The sequence below is a fragment of the Mycobacterium sp. genome (assembly GCF_965230835.1).
Lineage (GTDB): Bacteria > Actinomycetota > Actinomycetes > Mycobacteriales > Mycobacteriaceae > Mycobacterium.
Genome location: NZ_CBDDLW010000002.1, coordinates 1,691,040 through 1,715,190, shown reverse-complemented (window position 1 = coordinate 1,715,190; position 24,151 = coordinate 1,691,040). Strand labels below are relative to the sequence as shown.

At 63.0% G+C, this 24,151-nt stretch carries 18 protein-coding genes and 4 pseudogenes; 19 read left to right on the top strand and 3 right to left on the bottom strand.

The window, feature by feature from the left end; all coding sequences use genetic code 11:
- Positions 1–90 precede the first annotated feature (90 nt).
- The 6 genes from ACO07W_RS08385 to ACO07W_RS08360 are packed head-to-tail and all read left to right on the top strand — an operon-like array spanning position 91 to position 6,053.
- Positions 91–1,494 (top strand): glutamyl-tRNA reductase, encoded by a 1,404-nt coding sequence (locus ACO07W_RS08385; protein ID WP_421842324.1) that lies wholly within the window; start codon positions 91–93, stop codon positions 1,492–1,494.
- A 12-nt stretch (positions 1,495–1,506) separates the two neighbouring features.
- The gene (hemC, locus tag ACO07W_RS08380; RefSeq protein ID WP_421845879.1) at positions 1,507–2,469 is read left to right on the top strand and encodes a hydroxymethylbilane synthase; all 963 of its coding nucleotides are present in this window, start codon (positions 1,507–1,509) and stop codon (positions 2,467–2,469) included.
- Positions 2,470–2,485: 16 nt separating this feature from the next.
- Positions 2,486–4,180, top strand: coding sequence for a uroporphyrinogen-III synthase (locus ACO07W_RS08375; RefSeq protein ID WP_421845878.1), 1,695 nt, complete (start codon positions 2,486–2,488; stop codon positions 4,178–4,180).
- Positions 4,181–4,218: 38 nt separating this feature from the next.
- The gene (gene hemB, locus ACO07W_RS08370; protein ID WP_421845877.1) at positions 4,219–5,208 is read left to right on the top strand and encodes a porphobilinogen synthase; all 990 of its coding nucleotides are present in this window, start codon (positions 4,219–4,221) and stop codon (positions 5,206–5,208) included.
- Between the two features lie 36 nt (positions 5,209–5,244).
- A complete protein-coding gene (locus ACO07W_RS08365) occupies positions 5,245–5,790 on the top strand; it encodes a DUF3093 domain-containing protein (RefSeq protein WP_421845876.1) in 546 nt (181 codons plus the stop codon).
- Positions 5,787–6,053 carry a hypothetical protein gene (locus ACO07W_RS08360; RefSeq protein WP_421842322.1) on the top strand — a complete coding sequence of 89 codons (267 nt, stop codon included), beginning with the start codon at positions 5,787–5,789 and terminating at the stop codon, positions 6,051–6,053. Before ACO07W_RS08365 ends, ACO07W_RS08360 begins: the two co-directional genes overlap by 4 nt.
- 201 nt (positions 6,054–6,254) lie before the next feature.
- On the opposite strand, the pseudogene ACO07W_RS08355 reads toward ACO07W_RS08360, so the two are convergent.
- A pseudogene (locus ACO07W_RS08355) lies at positions 6,255–8,436 on the bottom strand (acyltransferase family protein).
- A gap of 58 nt (positions 8,437–8,494) precedes the next feature.
- Complete coding sequence (locus ACO07W_RS08350) at positions 8,495–9,364, bottom strand: alpha/beta hydrolase (protein WP_421842320.1); 870 nt, start codon at positions 9,362–9,364, stop codon at positions 8,495–8,497.
- A gap of 202 nt (positions 9,365–9,566) precedes the next feature.
- On the opposite strand from ACO07W_RS08350, the gene ACO07W_RS08345 reads away from it, so the two are divergent.
- The 9 genes and pseudogenes from ACO07W_RS08345 to ACO07W_RS08305 all read left to right on the top strand — a co-directional run bounded on the left by ACO07W_RS08345 (position 9,567) and on the right by ACO07W_RS08305 (position 19,377).
- Positions 9,567–10,712, top strand: a complete 1,146-nt coding sequence (locus ACO07W_RS08345; protein ID WP_421842318.1) for an LLM class flavin-dependent oxidoreductase — start codon at positions 9,567–9,569, stop codon at positions 10,710–10,712.
- A gap of 32 nt (positions 10,713–10,744) precedes the next feature.
- Entirely contained in the window at positions 10,745–10,876 is a 132-nt protein-coding gene (locus ACO07W_RS08340; protein ID WP_421846177.1) for a hypothetical protein, read from the top strand.
- Positions 10,877–10,963: 87 nt separating this feature from the next.
- Positions 10,964–12,301: an IS256 family transposase gene (locus ACO07W_RS08335; RefSeq protein WP_421840121.1), complete on the top strand. Its 1,338-nt coding sequence runs from the start codon at positions 10,964–10,966 to the stop codon at positions 12,299–12,301.
- 49 nt (positions 12,302–12,350) lie between these two features.
- Positions 12,351–13,157 carry an SDR family NAD(P)-dependent oxidoreductase gene (locus ACO07W_RS08330; protein ID WP_421839996.1) on the top strand — a complete coding sequence of 269 codons (807 nt, stop codon included), beginning with the start codon at positions 12,351–12,353 and terminating at the stop codon, positions 13,155–13,157.
- A gap of 85 nt (positions 13,158–13,242) precedes the next feature.
- Entirely contained in the window at positions 13,243–14,520 is a 1,278-nt protein-coding gene (locus ACO07W_RS08325) for an MFS transporter (RefSeq protein WP_421842316.1), read from the top strand.
- Positions 14,521–15,009: 489 nt separating this feature from the next.
- Positions 15,010–15,744 (top strand): annotated as a pseudogene (locus ACO07W_RS08320) (class I SAM-dependent methyltransferase); the annotation flags it as partial.
- Positions 15,730–16,461 (top strand): annotated as a pseudogene (locus ACO07W_RS08315) (SAM-dependent methyltransferase); the annotation flags it as partial. The pseudogenes ACO07W_RS08320 and ACO07W_RS08315, both read left to right, overlap by 15 nt.
- Before the next feature lie 402 nt (positions 16,462–16,863).
- Positions 16,864–18,264 (top strand): amino acid permease, encoded by a 1,401-nt coding sequence (locus ACO07W_RS08310; protein ID WP_421845875.1) that lies wholly within the window; start codon positions 16,864–16,866, stop codon positions 18,262–18,264.
- A gap of 390 nt (positions 18,265–18,654) precedes the next feature.
- Positions 18,655–19,377, top strand: a complete 723-nt coding sequence (locus tag ACO07W_RS08305; RefSeq protein WP_421842314.1) for a TetR/AcrR family transcriptional regulator — start codon at positions 18,655–18,657, stop codon at positions 19,375–19,377.
- 147 nt (positions 19,378–19,524) lie between these two features.
- On the opposite strand, the gene ACO07W_RS08300 is transcribed toward ACO07W_RS08305, so the two are convergent.
- Positions 19,525–20,721 carry an acyl-CoA dehydrogenase family protein gene (locus ACO07W_RS08300; RefSeq protein ID WP_421842312.1) on the bottom strand — a complete coding sequence of 399 codons (1,197 nt, stop codon included), beginning with the start codon at positions 20,719–20,721 and terminating at the stop codon, positions 19,525–19,527.
- 410 nt (positions 20,722–21,131) lie between these two features.
- On the opposite strand from ACO07W_RS08300, the gene ACO07W_RS08295 reads away from it, so the two are divergent.
- The 4 genes and pseudogenes from ACO07W_RS08295 to ACO07W_RS08280 form a co-directional block, all read left to right on the top strand.
- Positions 21,132–22,199 carry a PPE family protein gene (locus ACO07W_RS08295; RefSeq protein ID WP_421842310.1) on the top strand — a complete coding sequence of 356 codons (1,068 nt, stop codon included), beginning with the start codon at positions 21,132–21,134 and terminating at the stop codon, positions 22,197–22,199.
- A gap of 102 nt (positions 22,200–22,301) precedes the next feature.
- A complete protein-coding gene (locus tag ACO07W_RS08290) occupies positions 22,302–22,598 on the top strand; it encodes a WXG100 family type VII secretion target (RefSeq protein WP_421845874.1) in 297 nt (98 codons plus the stop codon).
- Positions 22,599–22,752: 154 nt separating this feature from the next.
- A protein-coding gene (locus ACO07W_RS08285) for an IS3 family transposase (RefSeq protein ID WP_421840068.1) occupies positions 22,753–23,981 on the top strand; the annotation gives its coding sequence in 2 pieces (ribosomal slippage) (positions 22,753–23,068 and positions 23,068–23,981; 1,230 coding nt in all).
- A 14-nt stretch (positions 23,982–23,995) separates the two neighbouring features.
- A pseudogene (locus ACO07W_RS08280) lies at positions 23,996–24,082 on the top strand (type VII secretion protein EsxI); the annotation flags it as partial.
- Between the last annotated feature and the right edge of the window lie 69 nt (positions 24,083–24,151).

Here is a 24,151-nt window from a genome sequence, read left to right as displayed (position 1 = left end):
GTAGCCCACCTGCTTAACGTCTACCGTGGACAACAGTTCGCGTACTGAGGAAAGCAGAGGAAGCAAGGGAGCTGGCTAGGTGATGCTGCCGTGAGCATCCTGCTCTTCGGGGTTTCGCACCGTAGTGCGCCGGTTTCGGTCCTGGAACAACTCAGCATCGATGAGTCGGATCAACTCAAGATTGTCGACCAAGTGCTGCAGTCGCCTCTGGTGACTGAGGCGATGGTCCTGTCGACGTGCAACCGGGTCGAGGTCTACGCCGTGGTGGAGGCTTTCCACGGTGGACTATCTGCTATCGGGCAGGTGTTATCCGAATATGCCCACATATCGATGGGCGATCTGACTCGACACGCTTACGTCCGCTACAGCGAGGCGGCCGTCGAGCACTTGTTCGCCGTTGCTAGTGGTCTGGATTCGGCCGTCGTCGGCGAACGACAGGTGCTCGGTCAGGTGCGCCGCGCCTACGCGGCTGCGGAGGCCAACCACACTGTAGGCCGGGTATTGCACGAGCTTGCCCAGAGGGCACTGTCGGTTGGCAAACGAGTCCACTCCGAGACGGCTATTGATGCCGCCGGTGCCTCGGTGGTGTCAGTCGCCCTGGAAATGGCGGAGCGCAAGTTGGGTGGCTTGGCAGGCAAGTCCGCCGTAGTGGTCGGAGCGGGCGCGATGGGCGCGCTGTCGGCGGCCCACCTGACCGGAGCCGGCATCGGGCATGTCAGCGTCCTGAACCGGTCGTCCTCTAGGGCATTGCGATTGGTTCGCAAGATACGTGCGACGGGGGTGACGGCCCACGCCCTGTCTCTTGACTGCCTTGCGGAGGCGCTGTCCGATGCCGACGTGGTGGTCAGCTGCACTGGGGCGGTGACGCCCGTGGTTTCGTTGGCTCATGTACATCACGCGCTGGCCGCAGCCAAGCGCGACGAAACGGCTCAACCGCTGGTGATATGCGACCTTGGGATGCCGCGTGACGTCGATCCAGCCGTGGCCGGACTGCCCGGCGTCGGGTTCGTCGATGTGGACCGGGTGCAGCACGAGCCGTCTGCTCATGTGGCGGCTTCCGATGTTGCCGCAGCCCGCCACATCGTCTCATCTGAAGTCGCCAACTATTTGGTGGGGCAGCGTAGGGCCGAGGTGACCCCGACGGTGACAGCGCTGCGGCAGCGGGCCGCTGATGTAGTCGAGGCTGAGTTGCTGCGGCTGGACAATCGGTTACCCGGACTTGAAGGCGCACACCGTGAAGAGGTGGCCCGTACCGTGCGGCGGGTGGTGGACAAGCTGCTCCACGCACCCACGGTGCGTATCAAGCAGCTTGCCAGTGCGCCCGGTGGCAATAGCTACGCGGAGGCGCTGCGGGAGCTATTCGAACTGGATCAGACTGCTGTCGACGCTGTTGCAACTGCTGGTGAATTACCCTTAGTGCCAGGCGGATTCGACGCGGGGGGCCGCCATAGTGCAGGCAGGTCGCAGGATGACCCGAAGCTGTCCACCGAGTAGCGATTGACCCACGTGATCCGGATAGGCACCCGTGGCAGCTTGCTGGCCACCACCCAGGCGGCCACTGTCAGAGACGCCCTGATCGCCAATGGTCACCCCGCCGAGTTGGTGACCATCAGCACCGTAGGCGACAGATCATCCGCGCCGATCGCCAGTCTCGGGGTGGGTGTCTTCACTACCGCGTTGCGTGAGGCCATCAAGGACGGCCGTGTTGATGTGGCTGTGCATTCGCACAAGGATTTGCCCACCGCCGACGACCCGAGGCTCACGGTGGCTGCGATACCCGAGCGAAATGACCCCCGCGACGCGCTCGTCGCCCGCGATGGGCTGGTGCTGGGTGAACTGCCGGCCGGCTCGCTGGTGGGCACATCTTCCCCGCGGCGGGGGGCACAGCTTAGAGCATTGGGTCTCGGTTTGGAAATCCGCCCCCTACGAGGCAACCTAGATACCAGGTTGAACAGGGTAAGTGGTGGTGACCTTGACGCCATCGTGGTGGCTCGAGCCGGTCTGGCCAGGCTCGGTCGCCTCGACGATGTCACCGAGACGCTCGAACCGGTGCAGATGTTGCCCGCACCGGGACAAGGCGCGCTCGCGGTCGAGTGCCGGTCGGATGCAGACCGGTTGTCGGCAGTGTTGGCGGAGTTAGACCACGCTGACACGCGTACCGCGGTCACCGCAGAGCGGACTCTGCTCGCCGAACTGGAGGCGGGTTGCTCCGCACCGGTGGGCGCGATCGCCGAGGTGGTCGAGTCGATCGATGAGGAAGGCCATGTCTTCGACGAGTTGTCGCTACGCGGATGTGTGGCGGCGCTGGACGGATCAGCAGTGATCCGAGCGTCCGGCATCGGCACTTGCGGTCGAGCACGGGAGCTAGGGCTCTCGGTGGCCGCGGAGTTGTTCGAACTGGGCGCCCGAGAGCTGCTGGGGGAAGCGCGGGCGAACCCCGTGCGGGGTAGCGAAGTAGAGGGCGAGTGACGTGGGAGCGACAATGATGACGCGAGGGCGCAAGCCGAGACCGGGCCGCATCACTTTCGTGGGTTCTGGTCCGGGGGATCCCGGTCTGCTCATGACACGGGCTGCCACGGTTTTGGCCAACGCCGCCGTGGTGTTCACCGATCCCGACGTACCTGAGCCGGTGCTCGCGCTGATCGGTAAGGATCTGCCGCCTGTTTCCGGCCCCGCGCCGGCCGAGCCAGCGCCGGCAGACCCAGCACTTGGCGAGGCGGCGACCGACAACGCTGACGCAGCAGCGAGCACCTCACCGGCGGCGCCCACGGTAGTGCCGAGTGGTCCCGACATCCGACCTGTGCTTGGTGATCCCGCCGACGTGGCCAAGATGCTGGCCGCAGAGGCGCGCTCGGGTGTCGACGTGGTGCGGCTCGTGGCCGGTGACCCGCTGTCAGCGGATGCGGTCATCGCCGAGGTGAATGCCGTCTCGCGGACGCACCTGCGCATGGAGATCGTGCCCGGACTGGCCGCGACCAGTGCGGTTCCGACCTATGCGGGATTGCCGCTGGGCTCTTCGCACACCGTTGCCGACGTGCGCGCTGAAGTCGAGGGCGTCGACTGGGAGGCGCTGGCCGCGGCGCCCGGGCCGTTGATTCTGCAGGCAACCGCATCGGATCTGGCTGACGCAGCCAACGCGCTGATCCACCACGAGCTGGCCGAGTCCACTCCGTGCGTGGTGACTGCGCAGGGCACCACCTGCCAGCAACGTTCCGTCGAGTCCACGCTGCGGGGTCTGACCGACCCTGCTCTCCTCGGCGGCAGCGACCCTGCGGCTGCCCTGGCCGGGCCGCTCATAGTGACCATTGGTAAGACGGTGGCCAGCCGGGCGAAATTGAATTGGTGGGAAAGCCGGGCGCTGTACGGCTGGACCGTGTTGGTACCGCGCACCAAGGACCAGGCCGGCGAGATGAGTGAGCGGTTGGCGTCATATGGCGCATTGCCGATGGAGGTACCAACCATCGCCGTGGAGCCGCCACGCAGCCCTGCACAGATGGAACGTGCGGTTAAAGGCTTGGTGGATGGTCGATTCCAGTGGGTGGTTTTCACTTCCACCAACGCGGTGCGTGCGGTGTGGGAGAAGTTCGGCGAATTTGGTCTCGATGCCCGTGCATTCTCCGGGGTGAAGATCGCGTGTGTGGGGGAGTCGACCGCCGACAGGGTCCGGGCTTTTGGCATCAGTCCTGAGCTTGTGCCGTCCGGGGAACAGTCCTCAATCGGTCTGCTCGACGAATTCCCGCCCTATGACAGCATCTTCGACCCGGTGAATCGGGTTTTGCTGCCACGTGCTGACATCGCCACCGAGACGCTCGCCGAGGGATTGCGTGAGCGCGGTTGGGAGATTGAGGACGTCACCGCCTACCGGACCGTTCGTGCCGCTCCGCCGCCGGCGAGCACCCGCGAAATGATCAAGACCGGAGGCTTCGACGCAGTCTGCTTCACTTCGAGTTCGACGGTGCGAAACTTGGTCGGGATCGCCGGTAAGCCACACGCGCGAACCATAATCGCCTGCATCGGTCCTAAGACCGCCGAGACGGCCGCTGAGTTCGGCTTGCGGGTGGATGTCCAACCTGACACTGCAGCAGTAGGCCCGCTAGTTGATGGGCTGGCCGAACACGCCGCCCGGCTGCGTGCTGAAGGGGCGCTGCCTCCTCCGCGCAAGAAGAGCCGCCGACGCTAGTGGCGATCGCAAGTGCGGGTGCAGCGGATCGCCGTTCGATGCGAGTCGGCGGCTACCCTCGGCAGCGGCCACGGCGGCTCCGCTCCACCCCCGCTATGCGGCGATTGGTTGCGCAAACCTCATTAGAACCTCGGCATCTGGTGTTGCCGATGTTTGTCGCCGATGGGATTGACGAACCACGACCGATCGCGGCGATGCCGGGCGTGGTGCAACACACTCGGGATTCATTGCGCAGCGCGGCCGAACGCGCCGTCAACGCGGGAGTGGGCGGACTGATGTTGTTCGGCGTGCCCCGTGACCACGACAAGGACAGTATCGGCTCGGCTGGTACGGACCGCGATGGCATCCTCAACCTCGCCCTGCGTGACCTGGCGAAGGACCTCGGTGATGCCACGGTGTTGATGGCTGACACCTGCTTGGACGAATTCACTGATCACGGGCACTGCGGCGTCTTGGACGAGTCCGGCAGAGTCGACAACGACGCCACCTTGGCGCGCTACGTAGAACTTGCTGTGGCGCAAGCGGAATGCGGTGCGCACGTGGTCGGGCCGAGCGGGATGATGGACGGCCAGGTGGGCGCGATCCGCGACGGTTTAGACGCTGCCGGCTACTCCGACGCGGTGATCCTGGCTTACGCCGCGAAGTTTGCGTCGGCGTTTTACAGTCCGTTCCGGGAGGCGGTCGGTTCCAGTCTGTCTGGCGACCGGCGGACCTATCAGCAGGAGCCCGGCAACGTTGCCGAAGCATTGCGCGAAATCCAGCTGGATCTCGACGAAGGCGCCGACATCGTGATGGTCAAACCCGCATTGGGCTACCTGGACATCGTCGCTGCGGCTGCTGAGATCTCGCCAGTCCCGGTTGCCGCATACCAAGTGTCGGGGGAGTACGCCATGATCTGTGCGGCGGCGGCCAATGATTGGATCGATGAACGTGCCGTTGTGCTGGAGGCGTTGACCAGCATCAGGCGAGCCGGAGCCGGCATCGTGCTCACCTATTGGGCCGCGGATGCGGCGATGTGGCTTTCGTGACAGGCCATCTATGACAATTACACGATGAGGCGTCACATGACATCAGCGAGGGAAACCCCACCACAGCCTCTGTTTTCCGAGCCGGGCGCCAGTTGGCTCTGGGTGCTTGCGGGCCCCCTCGCCGCGGTGACGCTGATCCTGGTCCAAAAGTCCAGCGGCGCTGAGGTGCAGCTGTTGACTCCGTTGATTTTCTTGGTGCTGGTTTCGACATTTGTGGCAATACAAGTGAAGGCGGCGCGGATCCACACCTCCGTCGAGCTCACCGAAGAAATTCTGCGGCAGGGCACTGAGACGGTCCCGATAGTCGAGATCGTCAAGGTTTTCCCGGAGGCCGAGAATTCGGTGGCGTCTGGGAAACCTCTGGAAAAGTGGCAGTCGGCACGGACACTCGGCGAACTGGTTGGTGTGCCGCGGCGTCGGGTGGGCATCGGTTTGAGGCTCACCGAGGGCCGAACGGCCCAGGCATGGGCGCGTCGACACCGTGACCTGCGTGCGGCTCTGACTCCGCTGGTTCAGGAACGGGTCGGTCCTGACGAACCAGATGTCGCCGACTTCGGCGGCGACGCAGGTGCGCCGCAATGATCGCCCGCTACCGGGCGCTGGCAGAGCTTGCCTTGGCCGGTGCGGCGCTCGTGGGCGCTGTGGTGAGCTGGTCGCGGACGCGTTCTGTGGTCGCTGTCGCGCCGGTCGCCGACGGCCTGCAGGCCACGACTTCGGTGGTCTACGACCCGCAGCTGCTCATGTTGACTCTTTTGCTGGCGACAGTCGCCGGGGTGCTTGCGGTACTGGGCGCGGGCCGGCTACGGAGTGCTCAACACAATTCAATTGGCGCGCAAAGCGATTGAGGACTTAGTCTTCGGCGTGCCGTTCGTAATCCCAACGCTCAAGTCGCGCTTGCAATTGAACTAGGCCAATCCCGGCAAGAGACATTGACGCTGAAAGAACAACTACCAGCATCGGACTCATTTCAAACCTCCAAAACTGTTCTATTCATAGCACGTTCGACGTCGCCGTATGGTTCATTCGCCGATATTTCGATGGCGAATTCAGCTGCTGGATAGGGCGCGATCGGCCAGTGCGCCAATAGCAGGTGCGAGTAGTTGTGCGTACTGGGCTGTCAGGTGATTGTCATCTCGGAACACCACGGTGTTGCCGACGATTACCGGGCAGCGATCCGGGGTGCAAAACAGGTCTGTCAAGTCTGCGTAGTGTCCACCGCCGGCATTTGTCGCCGCTCGTTCAGCGGCGATGCCGTCTTCGTTGGCTGCTACGTTCCGGGGCGGTGCGCAGACGGAGGCGTTGTCGAGGTGCGTCGAAAGGCAGCTAGGCACCAGCTGTTGCGGATCCGCGACTGGCCCCAGGACGAGCACGACCGCGCCGATACCGTGCAGCTCAGTGACTGTCTGCTTCAGAGTATCGATCCAGGCCGGGTCGTACGACGCGAAGCTGAAGTCCGCGTGGTAGCGCCGGCTCATACTCAACACCACCAGTTTTGGTCGCTCTGCTCGCAATCGTTCGATGATCTGGCCTCGCCACTGCTCGCACTCGGAGTATCTGCGGCCAAGGTATGGGCTGATTATCGGCAGATCCTGGAGCGGGCAGGTCACCTTCGCCAGGGTTTCTAGCCGCCAGCGTCGTCGTTCGGCGATCTGCTGGAATGCGGGGTCCCACATGGCGGCATGCGAGTCTCCGATCAGGGCCACGGTCGTGGGTGAGGCGGTGTCACCCGCCGCACATTCGTCTTGTCCGATGTCAAGCCATGAGCGCATGCAGCCGTTGACGAACACGGCCGCTTTGTCTGTTGATACTTCCCCCAGCGGCGGGGTCAGGTTCGATGGGACCGCCCGCGGGCCGGCAGACTCGACAACTGCTTCGCGCACCTGCGCGAAAGCCTGCTGGACCGCTGCGTCCAGCGGATCTGCGGTGGGATCGGTGGCCGGCAGCGCCGCGATGGTGGCATGCGGAGCGGCGGCTCCGTGACCGACGGGCACGGTTATCACCGTCAACAGCAATGCGCACGCACATGCCGTTGCACCGCTGGCGACTGCAGCCAGGGTCAGGCTAGCCTTCGCCGAACGGCGCAGGGCAGCCGCAAATCGGCCGGGATGCTCGACCAGATACATCGTGATTACTGCGAATCCAGCCGAGACGACAGTTGCGGCGAGCCGGCCCGGTAGGCCCGCCGGCTCACCCAATAACGGCGGCATGAGCACAAGCACTGGCCAGTGCCAGAGGTACCAGGAATACGACACCCGGCCAATCGCCCGCATCGCCGGCCGGCATAGCACTCGACCGGGTCCCAAGCTGCCGGTGACACTACCGCCGCCGATGACCAGGGTGGTGCCTAGTACGGGTAGCAGGGCTGCCGTACCCGGGTAGGGGGTGTGCGAGCCCAGCTGCGTGCAGGTCAGCAGGATCAGCACCAAGCCTCCCCACCCGGCGATCGCCGCGGGCAGTCTTGGCAGCTGCCGCCATTGGCGGATCGAGAGTGCGACCAGACCGCCGGCGGCTAGCTCCCAGGCGCGGCTTGGCAGTGTGAAGAAGGCCCAGGGGGGCGACGTGCGGGTCCAGATCACCGCGGTAGCTAGAGAGGCCGCGGCGACCAGCGTGAGCACTATCGCAAAGGGTGTGGCCGTGGCGCCACTCTGGACGAGCCGGCCGCGCCGGACACGTTGGACGAGCCATGCTGTACCGATGATCAGCACTGGCCAAACCAGGTGAAAATTGCTCCTCAACGCCAAGCGACCAATAGTGCTGGAACGGAGACGGCCCGAAGTCGGCGCCTAGGTAGTCGGTGCCCTGCACGGCGAACCGGTAGTTACCTACGTATACGGCGCTGGCTATGCCATCCACAAGGACGTTTCGCGCCTGCAACGGGGGCAGTACGACCGCAGCGGTGATCGCGGTAACGACACCGACCGTGGCTGCAGCGGGCAACAGGCGGCGGGCTCGGGAGCCGTAGAAGCGGCTGAGCCGAACGGTATTCGAAGCGATTACCTCACGCCAGAGCAACCCGGTGATGAGGAATCCGGAGATCACGAAGAAGACATCGACGCCGGTGAAGCCCCCAGTAGCGCCGGGTAGTTCGGCGTGGTAGCACACGACCGCAAGGACCGCCACGGCGCGCAAGCCCTCGACGTCCGGGCGGAACCCGGTCCCCACAACGCGTTGCGTGTCACCCGCCGCTTCGCGGCAGCGGCTGACGGTGTCTTCTTGCCGGAATGTCATCGACTTCGTTGGCAGTGGTTTTCCAGAACCTGGCTCAACGACGTCGCCTCTCGCTTCGTTAGGAAGCCATCCAGGCCAACTCGCCGGGCAGTTGCTTGCGCCAGTACGACACGTCGTGACCGCCCGCCGAGAAGCTGCCTGCCGGCGGCTTGTGCAGCTGGTTAACGAACTGGCGCGTGGCGAAATAAAAGCGGTCGCTGGTGCCGCAATCCACGCGCAGCGGGATCGAGGACAACGCGGGCAGGCCCGACACGCTGTGTCGTACCCAGTCGTCGTAGCTGTCGAACGCCCCGGGGGCGCTGCCGGTGAATGAAGTGAATAGCGCTGGGCTCACCGCGCAGATCCCGGCGGTGCGTGCCGGACCCAGCCGGGCGCCAAGGCGTAGCGCGCCGTATCCCCCCATCGACCATCCCATGAACCCTACTCGGGAGGTGTCCATACCCATCGAGGAAAGCATCGGTAGCAGCTCTTCAAGCACCATGGCGCCGGAATCCTCGCCGGAAGCCCGCCGGTGCCAGTAGGTATCGCCGCCGTCGACACCGACCACAGCAAATGGTGGGCGGCCCTCGTCGGCGAGTTGGGCAAGCGCGTCCTCGACACCGAGGTCTAGCATCATGTTCGCGTTGCCGCTCTTGCCGTGCAGGGCGATGACCGGACGTAAAAACGCGGTCTTCTTGGGCGGCAGGGCGATCACCCAGTTTGTTTTGATACCTCCCCGGGCCGCTGAGATAAACGACCCGGAAAGCTTGTTGGGCAAGCTGCTGCCCGCGGTAGGCGGTTCGAAGGGGGCGGGAGCGTGCGGTGGCGCCGCGTGTAGCTTGAGCGGATCCAGCATGGCGTTCAAAGCCCACACGCCGGCGGTGCTCGCGCCGGCGCCGACGCCCATTCGCAGCACAGAACGGCGAGTCAGGTCAGGCACGAGCGTCATAATGCCGCTCCCACCGGCTTCGCCGGCACAGCCACGCCGTGCAATGGCCAATCGTGACAATCTAGGCTGGCAGGCACCACGTGCGCATGTTCAGCCAAGTAAAAGCAATCTCGCCGGTTTCAACTCTCGCGCGCTCGGCCATGGTCCCGCACGATCCGGGTATTGAGCACCGCACCGGAAGCGGTGTGGAAGGAGGGGGCGTATGAGCCTGGCATTTCATTGGTTCCTGCCGACGTACGGAGATTCTCGCAACCTGATGCCCGGCGGGCACGGCACGGCAATGTCCGGCGACCGGCCCGCGACGTTACGTTACCTGCGTCAAATTTGTGGGGCCGCCGAAACCAACGGTTTCGAGGCGGTGCTTACGCCCACCGGTTTGTGGTGCGAGGACGCTTGGCTGACGACGGCGATGCTGGTCGAAGACACCGAAACATTGAAATTCTTGGTCGCGGTCCGTCCCGGGCTGACCAGTCCCACCCTGGCTGCTCAGATGGCCGGAACCTTCCAGCGGCACTCAGGCGGTCGGCTGCTTCTCAATGTCGTCACCGGCGGCGAACCACATGAGCAGCAGGCCTACGGGGATTTTCTAAACAAGCAGTCGAGGTACGCCCGAACTGATGAGTTCTTGCATGTCGTTCGGCGGCTATGGGACTCCGATGCGCCAGTGACTTTTGCAGGAGAGCACATCCGGGTCGAGGGTGCCCTATTGAACAATCGGCCTGACCCGGTTCCTGAGGTTTTCTTCGGTGGTTCCTCCGGACCCGCCGGGCCGGTGGCGGCCAGACACTCCGATGTCTATCTCACTTGGGGGGAGCCGTTGGATGCGGTCCGCCAGAAATTGGATTGGATCCGCGGCCTGGCGGCAGCTGGCGGCCGCGTTCTCCAGTACGGCTTGCGGATCCACGTAATCAGCCGGGACACCTCCGAACAGGCCTGGGCGGAGGCTGACCGGCTGCTGGCCGGTGTTGACCCGGCCGAGGTCGAACGGGTGCAGGCGAACTTGGCGCGCAGCGAATCGGAAGGGCAGCGTCGCATGCTCGAGTTGCACGGTGGCGGCACCAGCCGGCTTACGGTAGCGCCGAATCTGTGGGCTGGCGTGGGCTTGGTGCGCGGTGGCGCTGGCACCGCCCTGGTCGGCTCACATGCCGAGGTAGCCGAAAGGCTGGTCGAATACTCGGAGTTGGGTATTTCCCACTTCATCTTGTCGGGATATCCGCACGTCGAAGAGGCCTACTGGTTCGGTGAGGGTGTATTGCCGCTGCTTGAACGCCGGGGTTTGTGGAGACGCCCGAACCAGGCGTCAAAACCGCAAGCCGTAGCCCCGTTTGCGGTCGCCTCGGCGCAGTAAACCCGATGGCGGTTGCGCTACCTGGCGGTGGGATGACAACAGTCACGTTGAGCGAAGCTGCGCTGGTAGCTGCTGGGGGAGATGGGGAATCCGGGCACCAGCGGTCCCGGCGCCTACGCATTGTCGTTGCGGCAAGCCTGCTGGGCACCACCGTGGAGTGGTAGGTCGTGTCCGGGATCCGGTGTAAATAGGGAGCACGCGCGTAGGTTCCGCTTCACGACCTGCAAGTCTGCGAAGAAGGAGTCACGCCCGTGCCTGTCCGCGTATCAGCGACCGACCGTATCCGCACCAAAATCGACGCCCTGTTCGCCGAGGATCGGGAACTGCCTGAAATCCTTGAAGAAATCGCCCGCCTCGGCGCCCAGCTACTGATGCAGGCGGCCCTGGAGGCTGAGGTCACCGAGTTCCTCGGTCGTGAACGCTACCAACGTACCGCCGCCTGTGCCGACGCTAACGGCGGTTCGCGCAACGGATATCGGCCGGTGACCATCAAGACCACCACAGGTGCGGTCACCTTGGAGCGGCCGAAACTGCGTGGCACCATGCAAGCGTTCGCCTCTCGGCTGTTCGGTAAGCATGTGACGAAAACCAACGCCCTGGAAACGCTGGTGATCGCCTCGTTCATCCGCGGCCTGTCCGTCCGGGATGTCAAGGCCACCCTCGCTGAAGCGCTCGGCGATCAGGCGGCGATCTCCAAGTCCGCGGTTTCGGAAGTCTGTAAGGCGATCCGGGCCGAATACCAGGCGTGGGCTCGTCGCCCACTCGGTGAGATCGCTCTGGACTACCTGTTTTTGGACGCCAGTTTCTTTCGGATGCATCCCGGGTCGCCGGCCGAGCCTGTGCTCGCCGCCTGGGGCGTCACCACCGAGGGCAAACCCGTGTTCGTCGGATTGTCACCCGGGACCGGAGAGTCCACCGACGCGTGGTCCGACTTCCTGACCGACCTGCGCGAACGCGGTCTTGCCACTCCGCTGCTGATCGTCTCTGACGGCGCCAAGGGACTGATCGCAGCCATCGAACAAATCTACCCAAAAGCGTTGCGCCAGAGATGTCTTATTCATCGCCTTCGCAACGTGCTTGCGAAGATCCCCACCGGGATGCAAGTCGAGGTCCGTGACGGATACTGGGCGATTTTTGATACCACCGGCCTGGGTATCGAGCCGGGACCGCAGCTGGTTGAGATCGTCGACAAGCGGATCGAGGCGTTCGCCGCTAAATACTCCGACCTCTACCCGGCGGCTATGCGGATCCTGCTCACCGACAAAGCAGGGCTGACCGCCTATCTGCGGTTTCCGGTTGAACACCATGGCCGCGTTCGGCACTCAAATTTCATTGAGCGCTCCTTTGGAGAAACTAAGCGACGGACCAAGGTCATTGGCCGATTCCCCGGCGAGACCAGCGCCATCAGCCTGGTGTGGGCCGTGCTCGACCGCGCCTCGGCCGGTTGGCGCGGCCTCACCATGACACCGGTCGGCACCCGACTGCTGCAAGACCTACGCCGATCCCTGCTCGACTCACCCCGCCAACTGCGACCGCCTCAAAGTCAAGCACCTACCGGCCAGGCAGATCCCGTCTCCGCCACGGCGTAGCGAGGCGCACGCACGCGTGACGACGCCCACCCGGTCCCAGTAAGGGGAGGTGAGGGAAACCGTTTGCCACGGCGGCGTGGCCGTGGTCGATAGCCTGCACAATGTGGATCTGAATGGGATGACAGCGGTGGTGACCGGCGCAGCTAGTGGCATCGGGCGCGCGTTGGCGCATGCACTGGCCGACCGTGGAGCCAACCTCGTGCTCGCCGACATCGACACCGTCACATTGAGCGAAGTTTCGCAGTCACTGGGGGCACAAGCGGTTCCCACTGACGTTGCCATGCCGGATGCGGTCGAATCGCTCGCTGAAGCCGCCGGCGACGCCCGGGTCGTGTGCCTGAACGCCGGAATCACCGGTAGGAGCTTTGGTGCTCCGTGGGAAGTGGCCGCTCCTGACTGGAACAGGGTGTTCGCGGTCAACGTCGGTGGCGTTGTCAACGGCTTGCGTGCGTTCGTACCCAGACTGCTGGCCGCGAACCAGCCCGCGCACATCCTGATCACCGGCTCATTGGCTGGGGTGCTGACCTTTCCCAGCGGCGGCGCTTACGGACCCTCCAAGCACGCCGTCGTGGCCGTGGCCGAACACACCGCGCTGGCACTGGCCGACACGCCGATCGGCGTGAGCATGATCTGCCCCGCCCTGGTCTCGACAGGCATGTCCACCGACGGCATCGACCCCGCCGAGGTCGCTGCACAGGCGCTGGCCACTATCGACCGCGGAATCTTCGCTGCGGTCCCACCCGACTGGCAGCGCACCCTCATCACCGCGGCATCGCGTCGCGCCACTGGTCAGCGTCCCGAATCGCCTGCGGTCGCCACCTCGACCACGCAGAAACAACCACCAGCGCCCTCATAGCCCAAACATCGCCGGCGCACGAACCACGACCGGCCCGTACAACCCCCAACCCGCGAATCGACCTGCCGCCGAACCAGACGCCCGTATGCTAACAGCGGAGCGAAACTGGCCCTGCCTTTTACACCGGCATCTGGACGCAGCCGAGTGGTACGACTTTTTTCTCTACGCCACTGCGGCCGGTCTGGTATTCAACAGGGTGTTCTTCCCCGGCGAAAGTTCTTTGGTGGGCACTCTGCTCGCTTTCGCGACTTTCGCCGTCGGATTCGTCATGCGCCCGATCGGCGGGTTGGTGTTCGGGCATATCGGGGATCGGGTTGGCCGTAAACGCAGCCTGGCGTTGACCATGCTCATCATGGGTGGCGCGACAGCGTTGATGGGGGTCTTGCCCACGGCCGCACAGGTTGGGCTTTGGGCACCGGTGCTGCTGCTGGCCTTGCGTCTGCTGCAGGGATTTGCGCTGGGTGGTGAGTGGGCAGGCGCGATGTTGTTGGCCGTCGAGCACAGCCCGGCGCACCAACGGGGTCGGTTCGGCGCCGTCCCGCAGATCGGGTTGGCGCTCGGCTTGGCGCTAGGGACCGGCGTATTTGCGATCCTGCAGCTCGTTCTAGGGCCGGATTCGTTCCTCGCCTACGGTTGGCGTCTGGGCTTCCTGCTGAGTCTTGGGTTGGTCGCGGTCGGCATCGCGGTGCGGTTGCGGGTTGAAGAAACACCGGCTTTTCGGCAGTTGCAAGATCTAGAGGCCTCATCCACCGCGCCCATTCGGGAGATTTTGCGGGAACCCCGTACGAGGCGCAACACCGTGCTCGGGCTGCTGTCGCGGTGGGCGGAGGGTTCCGCATTCAACGCCTGGGGCGTCTTCGCGATCAGCTACGCGACGGGCACGTTGGGTCTCAATAGGGTGTCAGTCTTGCTAGCGGTCACCATCGCGGCGCTGCTCATGGCGGCACTGTTGCCCGTTTCAGGAGCACTAGCAGACCGTTTCGGCGCGCGGCAGGTGTATCTAACCGGTGTGGCTTGCTACGGAGCTGCCGCCTTCCCGGTATTCGCAGCGTTCGGTACCAGGAGCCTGGTCTGGTTTGGGCTAGCGATGATCATAGTTTTCGGTGTCGTGCACGCACTGTTTTACGGTGTGCAGGGCACCTTGTATTCGGCGCTGTTTCCTACCCGCGTCCGTTACACGGGTTTGTCGTTCGTTTACCAACTCTCGGGCGTGTACGCGTCCGGGGTCACTCCGTTGATTCTCACCACGCTGATCGCCGCACTCGGAGGCGCGCCGTGGGCGGCATGCGGGTACTTGGTTGCGACTGCGGTGGTAAGCCTGTTGGCGACCGCGTTGATTCGCTCCCGCGACCTGCAATTATGAGCTGAATCTGGGTTCTGAATACGTCAGCTTGGCTCGACACGACTGGACCGCCGGCAGCGCTTCGGCCCGCCTAGTGGCGACGGTCGCGACACTTGGTCTGCCGTGGGATTTCTCGATCGAGAAGCGGCGTCGAGTACGAACCCTGATTTCAGTGGGTGCTCGGCCGGCGTGTCGTCAGCGGTCAGCTCGCTGGCCACTGGTTTCTCCGCCAAGCGCCGACACCTAGACGAAGCGATGGTCGCAGCGACTAGACTGTAGCGCGGTGTGGGAGCGACGAGCCGCGTGGCCACAGTTTTGGGCCGCGTCTTAGGAAACGCACGTTCGCGGCTCAAGCTAGAAGGCGTCGTTCCTCGCTCGACGGGATGCACCGTAGTTGTGAGTTCGCCCCGGGCCCGCGGGTGGGCATAGGTGTGTTCCTGGACGACTGGAACACCGCGCGCCGGGCAAGTCTGTGTGACTGTGCGTGGGCGGATAGAACAGAGAGGTTAGATGTCGATTTTGTCCACAACTCGGAACAATGAGGAACTTCGATTACACGACCAGGTGTACGGCGATGACCCTTTGTCCGACCGTGAGACTGGTCTTTATCGCGCCGAATACGTTATGAGTTTTGTCGAGAAATGGGACGAATTAATTGACTGGGATGCTCGGGCAGATTCCGAGGGCCGGTTCTTCGTCGATGTCCTGCGTGCACGGGGCAAGCAGCACATTCTCGATGTGGCCACGGGTACGGGCTTCCATTCGGTTCGCCTGACCGAGTCGGGTTTCGACGTGACCAGCGCCGATGGTTCGGCAGCTATGCTGGCACAGGCTTTTGACAACGGCACCAAGCGTGGTCTCATCCTGAGAACTGTCCAGGCTGACTGGCGGCAGCTGAACCGGGACATCCACGGCAAGTACGATGCCATTATTTGCCTGGGTAACTCATTCACTCATTTGCACAATGAGCGCGATCGACGTCGGGCTCTGGCCGAGTTCTATGCGGCATTGCGGCACGACGGAATCTTGATTCTTGACCAGCGAAACTATGATGAGATACTCGACCACGGCTTCAAGTCGAAACACAAATACTATTACTGTGGTGATCGAGTATCGGCTGAGCCGGAATATGTCGACGAAGGTCTTGCGCGATTCAAATACACTTTCCCGGATGGCTCCGAATACACATTGAATATGTTTCCGCTTCGGAAGTCCTATGTGCGGCGTTTGATGCACGAAGCGGGCTTCGAAACGGTACGCACATACGGCGATTTCCAGGCAACATACGAGGACAGTGAACCCGACTTCTTCGTCCATGTGGCGGAGAAGTCGCTGGTAGGCCAGGGAACCGACGGGCCAACGACTGCAGAAGTCGGCTCCAGGCCCAAGGCCGAATCCGAAGCCTATTACGACAGCGGCGACGCGGATGCGTTCTACTCGATGATCTGGGGCGGCGAGGATATCCATGTCGGCTGCTACGGGGAGACAAGTGACATCCGCGCGGCCAGCATCGAGACCGTTGACCGCATGAGTCGCCGGCTTTCGAATCTCGATGCGGCAACCTCGGTGTTGGACCTTGGGTCTGGCTACGGGGGGTCGGCGCGGCGACTTGCGACGCAGCACGGCTGCACGGTCACCTGTGTCAACATCTCTGACGCGCAAAACCAGACCAACCGCGAGAAGAACCGTCGCGCTGGACTTGAGTCGAAGATCCGGGTCATTCATGGCAGCTTCGACAACGTCCCGGTGGCCGACTCCACCTATGACGTCGTCTGGTCACAGGATGCGATTCTGCACGCCTCAGATCGCCGTAAGGTGCTCGAGGAAGCCTTCCGCGTTTTGAAGCCTGGCGGTGAATTGGTCTTCACCGATCCAATGCAGGCCGACGACGTGCCCGACGGGGTGCTTCAGCCGGTCTACGACCGGCTGAACCTGGCTGATCTGGGTTCGATGCGCTTTTATCGTGAGGTGGCGTTTTCAGTCGGTTTCGAGGTCCTCGACCAAACTGACCTCGTTCACTACTTGCGAACTCACTACGATCGCGTGCGTGAAGAACTCGAGGCTCGGCGCCCCGAGCTCGAGCAGGAATCCTCACCGGAGTATCTCGACAAAATGCTGGTTGGCCTGAAGAACTGGGTGGATGCCGCCGACAGTGGGCACCTGGCCTGGGGCATTCAACATTTCCGCAAGCCCAACTGACCGGCATGAAGCTGCAGGCGGTGCCGCGAGATCCGGCGCCGCCTGCAGCTTAGTCGTCAGCGGGTCAGTTCTGCGCCGGGCGACTGTCGGAAGGTGAGACAACCGAGTGCCGGCAACGAGCGCGGAACAGCGTGTTGACCGCGGCTTGACCGGAAGGCAGGTGCCATAGTTACCACGTCGCGACTGCGTCAGGGCCTGTCGCAGCGTCAGCTCAATATGATCGCTATCGGCGGGGTCATCGGGGCTGGGCTGTTCGTCGGATCGGGTGTGGTTATCCGTGCGACGGGCCCCGCGGCGGTTCTCGCGTACGCGCTGTGCGGCGCATTGGTCGTTTTGGTTATGCGGATGCTCGGTGAGATGGCCGCCGCGAACCCGTCGACAGGATCATTTGCCGATTACGCCCGAAAGGCGCTGGGCGAGTGGGCGGGGTTTTCGGTCGGCTGGCTCTACTGGTACTTCTGGGTGATCGTGGTCGGCTTCGAGGCGGTCGCCGGCGGGAAAGTCATCACCTATTGGTTCCATGCTCCGGTATGGCTACTTTCGCTGATCCTGATGGTGCTGATGACCGCGATCAATTTGTTTTCGGTGGGTTCCTTCGGTGAATTCGAGTTTTGGTTCGCCGGAATCAAGGTCGCGGCAATTTTGGTTTTCCTAGGTGCTGGCGCACTGTACGTCCTGGGGTTGTGGCCAGACCGCGATGCGGACTTCGGAAACCTCCACGCGCATGGCGGATTCTTCCCACACGGCGTCGGGGGCGTCTTCGCAGCCGTTGTGGTGGTGATCTTCTCCATGACGGGCGCCGAGATTGCCACCATCGCTGCCGCTGAAACTCCGAACCCGCGGCGAGCGGTCCAGCGGGCAACCGAAGTAGTCGCTGCCCGCATCGCGATTTTCTTCGTTGGTTCGATCTTGCTGCTTGTCGTGATTCTGCCATGGAATTCTATTGAGCCCGGTGCTTCGCCTTATGTCGCCGCGTTGAAGCAGATGAGTATTCCCGGTGCGGATCACATCATGAATGCAGTCGTTCTCACGGCGGTGCTTTCTTGTCTGAACTCCGGCCTCTACACCGCGTCCCGCATGCTGTTTGTGCTTGCCGCACGAGGAGAGGCGCCGACACAGCTGGTGCGGGTCAGTCGACGCGGGGTTCCGTACATCGCCATCATGTGCTCGTCGCTGGTGGGTTTCGCGTGCGTAATTGTGGCTTGGGTCGCGCCCGACACAGTGTTCGCCTTCCTGCTGAACGCATCCGGTGCCGTCATATTGTTTGTGTACCTGCTGATTTCGCTTTCGCAGATCGTGCTGCGTCGTCGAACCTCGCCGGAAATGCTGCGGGTGCGGATATGGTTCTTTCCGGTCCTGTCAGTACTTTCGGTCGTGGGCATCGTCGGGATCCTGGCGCAGATGGCATTCGACCAAGCTGCGCGTACCCAGTTCTGGCTGAGTCTGTTGTCTTGGGCGGTCGTGCTTGTCCTGTATTTCGTTGCCAAGTGGTGGCGGGGGCGTCAATCGAGTTCGAAGCTCCGGGGCGCCGGCCGGCAAGGTCGCCCGCATGTTTCTACTGGCTGACGTGGTCGTCGTCTGGTGCAGCTGGTCGTAAAGTCGCGCGTCGCGGGATTGGCACCAGGGGAAGCTAGCTGCGCTCGGCTACCGGCCCCAGGTGCCGACTGGTCCCTGCTCGTCGTCACGAAAACGACCTGGGTGTTGCGCATCGAGGTGTCGAGTTCATGGATGCGGTTTACGGTGCACGCTGGTGAATTCGAGTTCTGCACCAGTTACGGCCGTTGACTTCACGTGGCTGTTCTCGATCGAGCTGCGATTTCGTGTTCATGTCGTCACTGCCGCTGCATTTCGCGACGAGGAACGTGGACGCAGTATCAGGCGGGGCGATGGGCGCCAGCCGCTGTTGGTGGCAGTTAGTCCCACTACGCTATCTGTCCGCAACGTTACTCTGGCTAGGTGGGTACTCGTGAGCGTGTTCTGCAAGCTGCACTGGACTGCTTTAACGAGGCTGGGTGCGATCGCACCTCCGTAGCGTGGATTCGCGACCGTAGCGGTGTCTCCAACGGTTCGTTGTTTCATCATTTTCCGAACAAGGAATCGATTATCGAGGCCTTATACCTGGAAGCCATGCGAGAAGTGCAGCGCGGATATTGGGCCGTGCTGGACAATCAACCCGCGAGCCTGCGCGACAGCGTCGACGGGATAGTTCGTAACTTGCTGCTCTGGATCGAGGCTAACCCGCACTGGGCGCGGTTCCTCTACTCTCAGGGGCAGCTGGACTGGTCCACAGCGGCCGGCAGCGAACTGCGTCGGTTGAACAACGATCTCGCTGACGCTTATCGGGAGTGGTTGGCGCCGTTCATCGCCAGCGGCGAAGTTCGCGATCTGCCGATGATGATCGTTGTTGCAATCATTAACGGCCCTGTTCATGCTGTCGCCCAGCGCTGGCTGGCCGGTCAAGTCAGTGGTCTTTTGGTGAGTTATGCAGATCAACTGATCGACGCAGCAGTCGCTGGCCTCAGCGGTAGCCCCATGGCGGGGAGTGCGCCGGCACGCCGGCAGCCCACCACGGGACAAATCACGCTCACGCTGACGACCGAGGACGGCGACGTTGTCGCCGAAGGTCAAGCGGTGACCGCATTGACCACTGTCAGTTCTGTTTGCGCCACCGAGAAGTGACCGATCTTTTCGGCACTGGGCCTGACAAGCTTTGTCGAAGGCTGGATAGTGCCGTGCTGCGGCTATTGACGGGTCGATGAATTTCATTGCGGCGCAGCCGATATCGCTGGAAGCATCTCCCGGGATGCTGGGCACCGATAACCAGCATCATTGCTGGTGGGGCATTCCTAGCATGTGGGTGGCGATGTAGTTGAGCGCGAATTCGTTGCTGACTGGCGCTGATCGCGACAACCGTGCATCGAGGAAGGCGTCGAGCCAGCCGTTTCGTTCGTCCCATGCGTCGACCCCGAAAACCTGCATGGCGTGGTTCACGGCGTCGTATACGAGATCAGAAGCCATCAGCTTCGCCATGTTGGCCTCTCCAGCTGATGTCTCGGCGCTGACGTCGACGCGTGCCGCGGTGCGGTAGACCAGGAGTCTGACCGATGCTAGACGCGCGTACAACCCAGCGAGGGGATGGCTGATGGCCTGGTAGCATCCTATCGGTGATGACCCGGCGATGACTCGGTCGTTGGCGCGCGTCACGCTCCGCGCGATGGCATAGTCGGCCAAACCGAGGCACAGGGCGGAGGTCAGAACGCGCTCGGCATGAGTAAAGGGCCACAGCGTCAATAGGCCTTGGCCGTCATGCCCGATTAGGTTCTCGTATGGCATGCGGACGCCTTCGAGCTGCAGCTGGTACTGCTTGACTCCTTCTCGATGGCGCATCGGGAGTTCGACCATCGTCGCGCCGCGGGCGCGCGGGTCAACTAAGACGCTCGTGTAGCCCCGTTGCTGGACGTGTTCAGCAGACGATGACCGGCCGAGCACGAGCACCATGTCGCTGGCGTCCAGTGCTGAAGTGATGTTCTTCACCCCGGTGACCACGAAGTGGTCCCGGTCCCGGCGGATCTCCGTGTTGGAGCGAAAAAGGTTGTGTCCCGAGTGCGCTTCGGTGGCAGCCATCGCAAAGAAGGCACGCCCATCCGCTACCCGTGGCAGCCAGGCCTGCTGCGCAGGTTCCGGGCCGACGACACTGATCGCGTAGGCAACTGCTGAGGTCATCACGGGTGTCCAGAGCACGATGTTGTGCCGGGCGAATGCCTCGAGTGCCAGTGTCAACCCAAGCAGCCCGCCTTCGGTGCCGCCGTACTGCTTCGGTATGAGCAGGGCGGGCCAGCCGCGTTCGCGGAATGCGGCCCACAACTGCGGGTACAGCTCACCGTGATCGAGGAGGTGCTGGCGGATTTCTCGCGCCCGCGGGGCAAACTGCGCGGCGACCTCGTCAGCATCGGATTTGAGCTGTGCATGGGTTGCGGGTAGATCGAACGAATCGCATCTGGTCGGTGGCGTAGTTGATGGCATCGCGGTTGCTCCCATGATTGGACCGACTCCTGGTTTAGTCGTACGGACGGAGTGGTGCTCCAGTTCTTACTGTAGTTGGGCCCGACTTTGCAACCAATGTGGAGTGTTACTCTAGATGTGGCCGGTGCGGACGACGGGGCGTGTGGTGTTCGTCATGTGTCTTCTGGTGAACCGTCTGGTGGTGTTGGGCGTTCGGCAAATGCGACGGTCTGCGCGACATGGCGCGCCGGTTGCATGACATTCACGTGTTACATGGGGCATCTAGCTGTTACATCTGACTCTTGCGGGACGCATGGGGTTTGGTGTTACGGTGAGGCCCCTCAGCTTTAACACAGGTGGCACCCAGTCTTTTAGCAGGAAAGGCTCAGGTTGATGGATGGTTGCGGGTTTTTTGGGGGTGTGTGGTTGTGATGGAGTTTGCGTTTTTGCCGCCGGAGGTTAATTCGGCGCGGATGTTTTCGGGTGCGGGGGTTGCTCCGATGTTGGCTGCTGCGGCGGCTTGGGAGGGGTTGTCTGCGGAGTTGAGTGCGGCCGCGGAGTCGTTTGGGTCGGTGACGTCGGGGTTGGCCAGTGGGTGGTGGTCGGGTCCGGCGTCGGTGGCGATGACGGTGGCGGCGGCTCCGTATGTGCAGTGGTTGAGTGCGGCGGCTGGGCGTGCGCGCCAGGCTGCTGGGCAGGCCTCGGATGCGGCGGCTGTGTTTGAGGCTGCGCAGACGGCTACGGTGCATCCGGGGGCGGTGGTGGCTAATCGTGGACAGATGCAGGCGTTGGTGACCACGAATGTGTTGGGGCAAAACACGCCGGCGATTGCTGCGACCGAAGCGGTCTATGAGCAGATGTGGGCGCAGGATGTGGGTGCGATGACCGGCTATGAGTCGGGTGCGGCTGCGGTGGTTTCGTCGTTGACACCAGCTGCGCCGTTGCAGGCGGTGATGTCGGGTGCGGCTGCGGGGGAGCCGGCGGCAGCGGCTGGTGGGACGTCGGCGGGGTTGGGGTCGCAGGTGGTGTCGGCGGCGGCGTCGGTGGCGCCGTTGGTGGCGACGCCGGCTGGGTATGCGATTTCGCCGTTGATGTCGTTGTTGAGTGGTGGGTCTGGTGGTGCCGGGGTGCCGATTGCGGCGAGTCCGGCTGCTGGTGGGGCGGTGTCGGGGCTCGGTGTTCCGGCTGGTTTGGGGGCGGTGTCGGCTGGTGTGGGGCAAGCCCACACGGTGCGGGCGTTGTCGGTGCCGCCGAGTTGGGGTGCTTCAGCCCAAGCGGGTTTGGCTGGTTCGACTGGGCCGGTGGGCAGTGTGCCCGGTGCCGGGGTGCCTGGTGCTGGTGTGCCCGCTGCCGGTGCGGTGCCGATGGGTATGCCGATGGGTGCCCCGGCCGCCGGAGCTGCGGGTGCTGCGGGGGCGGCTGGACGTGTCGAGGGCGCAGGTGTCGGCGGTGTCCAGGTGGTGTCGTCTCGGCCCAGTGTGATGCCGCAGATCGTCTGACCCGTCTGCCGGCGGCAGCAGCCGGCAATGCAAATCATCTTCGGTAAGACGTTTCATTTCGGCGAATCTAAGTATGGATCTGGGTATAAGGAGATTGGAATTATGGCTGCACGTTTTTTAACCGACCCGCACGCGATGCGGGATGTTGCGGGCCGGTTTGAGCTTCACGCCCAAGTGGTTGAAGACGAGGCGCGCAAGATGTGGGCTTCGTCGCAGAATATTGCCGGTGCGGGCTGGAGTGGGACGGCTTCGGCGACCTCGTTGGACACAATGGGGCAGATGAATTCGGCGTTTCGCAACATCGTGACCATGTTGCACGGGGTCCGTGACGGTCTGGTTCGCGATGCGAACCGCTATGAACAGCAAGAACAGGCTTCACAGCAAATCCTCGGAAGCTAACCCGTAGCGCGATAAAAATCGTTGCTGCACATCATTTCTATCTATCAGTGAAGGAGAATAGGTTCGTTGACTATCAACTATCGGGGCTTGACCCCTTGGGTTGGACACGCTGAATCCCAGGATGTTCCTGGGGGAAGCGAGATGATCCACCCCTATGGCAAGGAAAAGTTACCCTGATGAGTTCAAGCGGGATGCGGTTGCGTTGTATCGGGATACCGCTGGTGCGACGATCAGCATGATCGCTGCTGAGCTTGGCTTGAGCGACCCAACGTTATCGGCGTGGTGCAAGGCCCACGGTGTGCCGATTCGGCACCGTAAACCCGGTTCGGTTGCCGTAGGGGCCCCGGGTGGCGAGACCCCCGAACAAGCGGTGGCACGGCTCCATGCTGAGAACCAGGCGTTGCGTGCCGAGAAGACCCGGCTGGCCACCGAGCGGGACATTTTGCGGTCGGCGGCCAAGTATTTCGCTGGGGAGACGAACTGGTGAGTCGCTTTCAGTTCGTTGCCGATCACCGACACGCCTTCGAGGTGAAGCGGCTATGCCAGGTCGTCGAGATCGCTCGATCATCGTTTTACACCTGGTGTCAGGCAGCAGCCACGCGGGCAGCTCAAACCGCTGCTGATGCGGTGTTGGCCGAGCGTATTCGCGCAATACATGATCAGGACAACACCTATGGGTGCCCGCGGATCACCGCTGAACTCAACGACGGTGTTGCTGATACTGAGCGGGTCAACCACAAGCGAGTAGCCCGAGTCATGCGCGTAGCGGGGATCGCTGGGTATCGGTGCCGCCGCCGTGTCCGCACAACCAGACCAGATAAAACCACACAGAAATATCCTGACCTGCTTAAACGAGATTTCACCGCTTCTGAATCCAACAAGAGATACGTTGGGGACATCACGTACTTGCCGCTGGCTAGCGGCGCTAACCTGTATCTGGCCACCGTCATCGACTGCTGGTCTCGGCGGATCACTGGGTGGGCGATCGCAGAGCATATGCGCACCGAACTGGTCGAAGATGCCCTCAAGGCCGCCGAGGCGCTACGGGGCAGTCTGGGTGGTGCGGTATTCCACAGTGACCACGGACGCCAGTACACGTCACAGGATTTCGCGAAACTGTGTACCCGGTTGGGGGTCACCCAGTCCATGGGCGCTATCGGATCGAGCGCCGACAACGCCCTGGCTGAATCGGTCAACGCCGCCCTCAAACGCGAGGTCCTCCAAGACCGACACAGCTGGGACGACGCCCCCACCTGCCGACGCGAGGTCTTTCGCTGGCTGGCCCGCTACAACACCACACGACGCCACTCCTACTGCAACCAGCTCAGCCCCGCCACCTACGAGAGGACCCACCTATCCGCTACGCTGCCCCAAGCCGCCTAACCACAAATCCCGTGTCCAACCCAAGGGGTCAAGCCCCGGTGCAGTCCGCCGGAAACAACATGGCCAGTACTGATTCCGCGGTTGGGTCTAGCTGGGCTTAGCGGGTGTCGCCGCGGCTGCGTGCGATGTGGTGTGTGCTCGGTCGTTGTGGGTGCGGTGTTGGTTGCGGA

Excerpts from the sequence above, each read along its gene's own strand:
- ACO07W_RS08345 (WP_421842318.1), top strand. The coding sequence starts at position 9,567 with ATGAGCCTGGCATTTCATTGGTTCCTGCCGACGTACGGAGATTCTCGC.
- hemB (WP_421845877.1), top strand. The coding sequence starts at position 4,219 with ATGCGAGTCGGCGGCTACCCTCGGCAGCGGCCACGGCGGCTCCGCTCC.
- ACO07W_RS08340 (WP_421846177.1), top strand. The coding sequence starts at position 10,745 with ATGACAACAGTCACGTTGAGCGAAGCTGCGCTGGTAGCTGCTGGGGGA.
- ACO07W_RS08295 (WP_421842310.1), top strand. The coding sequence starts at position 21,132 with ATGGAGTTTGCGTTTTTGCCGCCGGAGGTTAATTCGGCGCGGATGTTT.
- ACO07W_RS08290 (WP_421845874.1), top strand. The coding sequence starts at position 22,302 with ATGGCTGCACGTTTTTTAACCGACCCGCACGCGATGCGGGATGTTGCG.
- ACO07W_RS08350 (WP_421842320.1), bottom strand. The coding sequence starts at position 9,364 with ATGACGCTCGTGCCTGACCTGACTCGCCGTTCTGTGCTGCGAATGGGC.
- ACO07W_RS08360 (WP_421842322.1), top strand. The coding sequence starts at position 5,787 with ATGATCGCCCGCTACCGGGCGCTGGCAGAGCTTGCCTTGGCCGGTGCG.
- ACO07W_RS08325 (WP_421842316.1), top strand. The coding sequence starts at position 13,243 with ATGCTAACAGCGGAGCGAAACTGGCCCTGCCTTTTACACCGGCATCTG.
- ACO07W_RS08375 (WP_421845878.1), top strand. The coding sequence starts at position 2,486 with ATGACGCGAGGGCGCAAGCCGAGACCGGGCCGCATCACTTTCGTGGGT.
- ACO07W_RS08365 (WP_421845876.1), top strand. The coding sequence starts at position 5,245 with ATGACATCAGCGAGGGAAACCCCACCACAGCCTCTGTTTTCCGAGCCG.
- ACO07W_RS08300 (WP_421842312.1), bottom strand. The coding sequence starts at position 20,721 with ATGCCATCAACTACGCCACCGACCAGATGCGATTCGTTCGATCTACCC.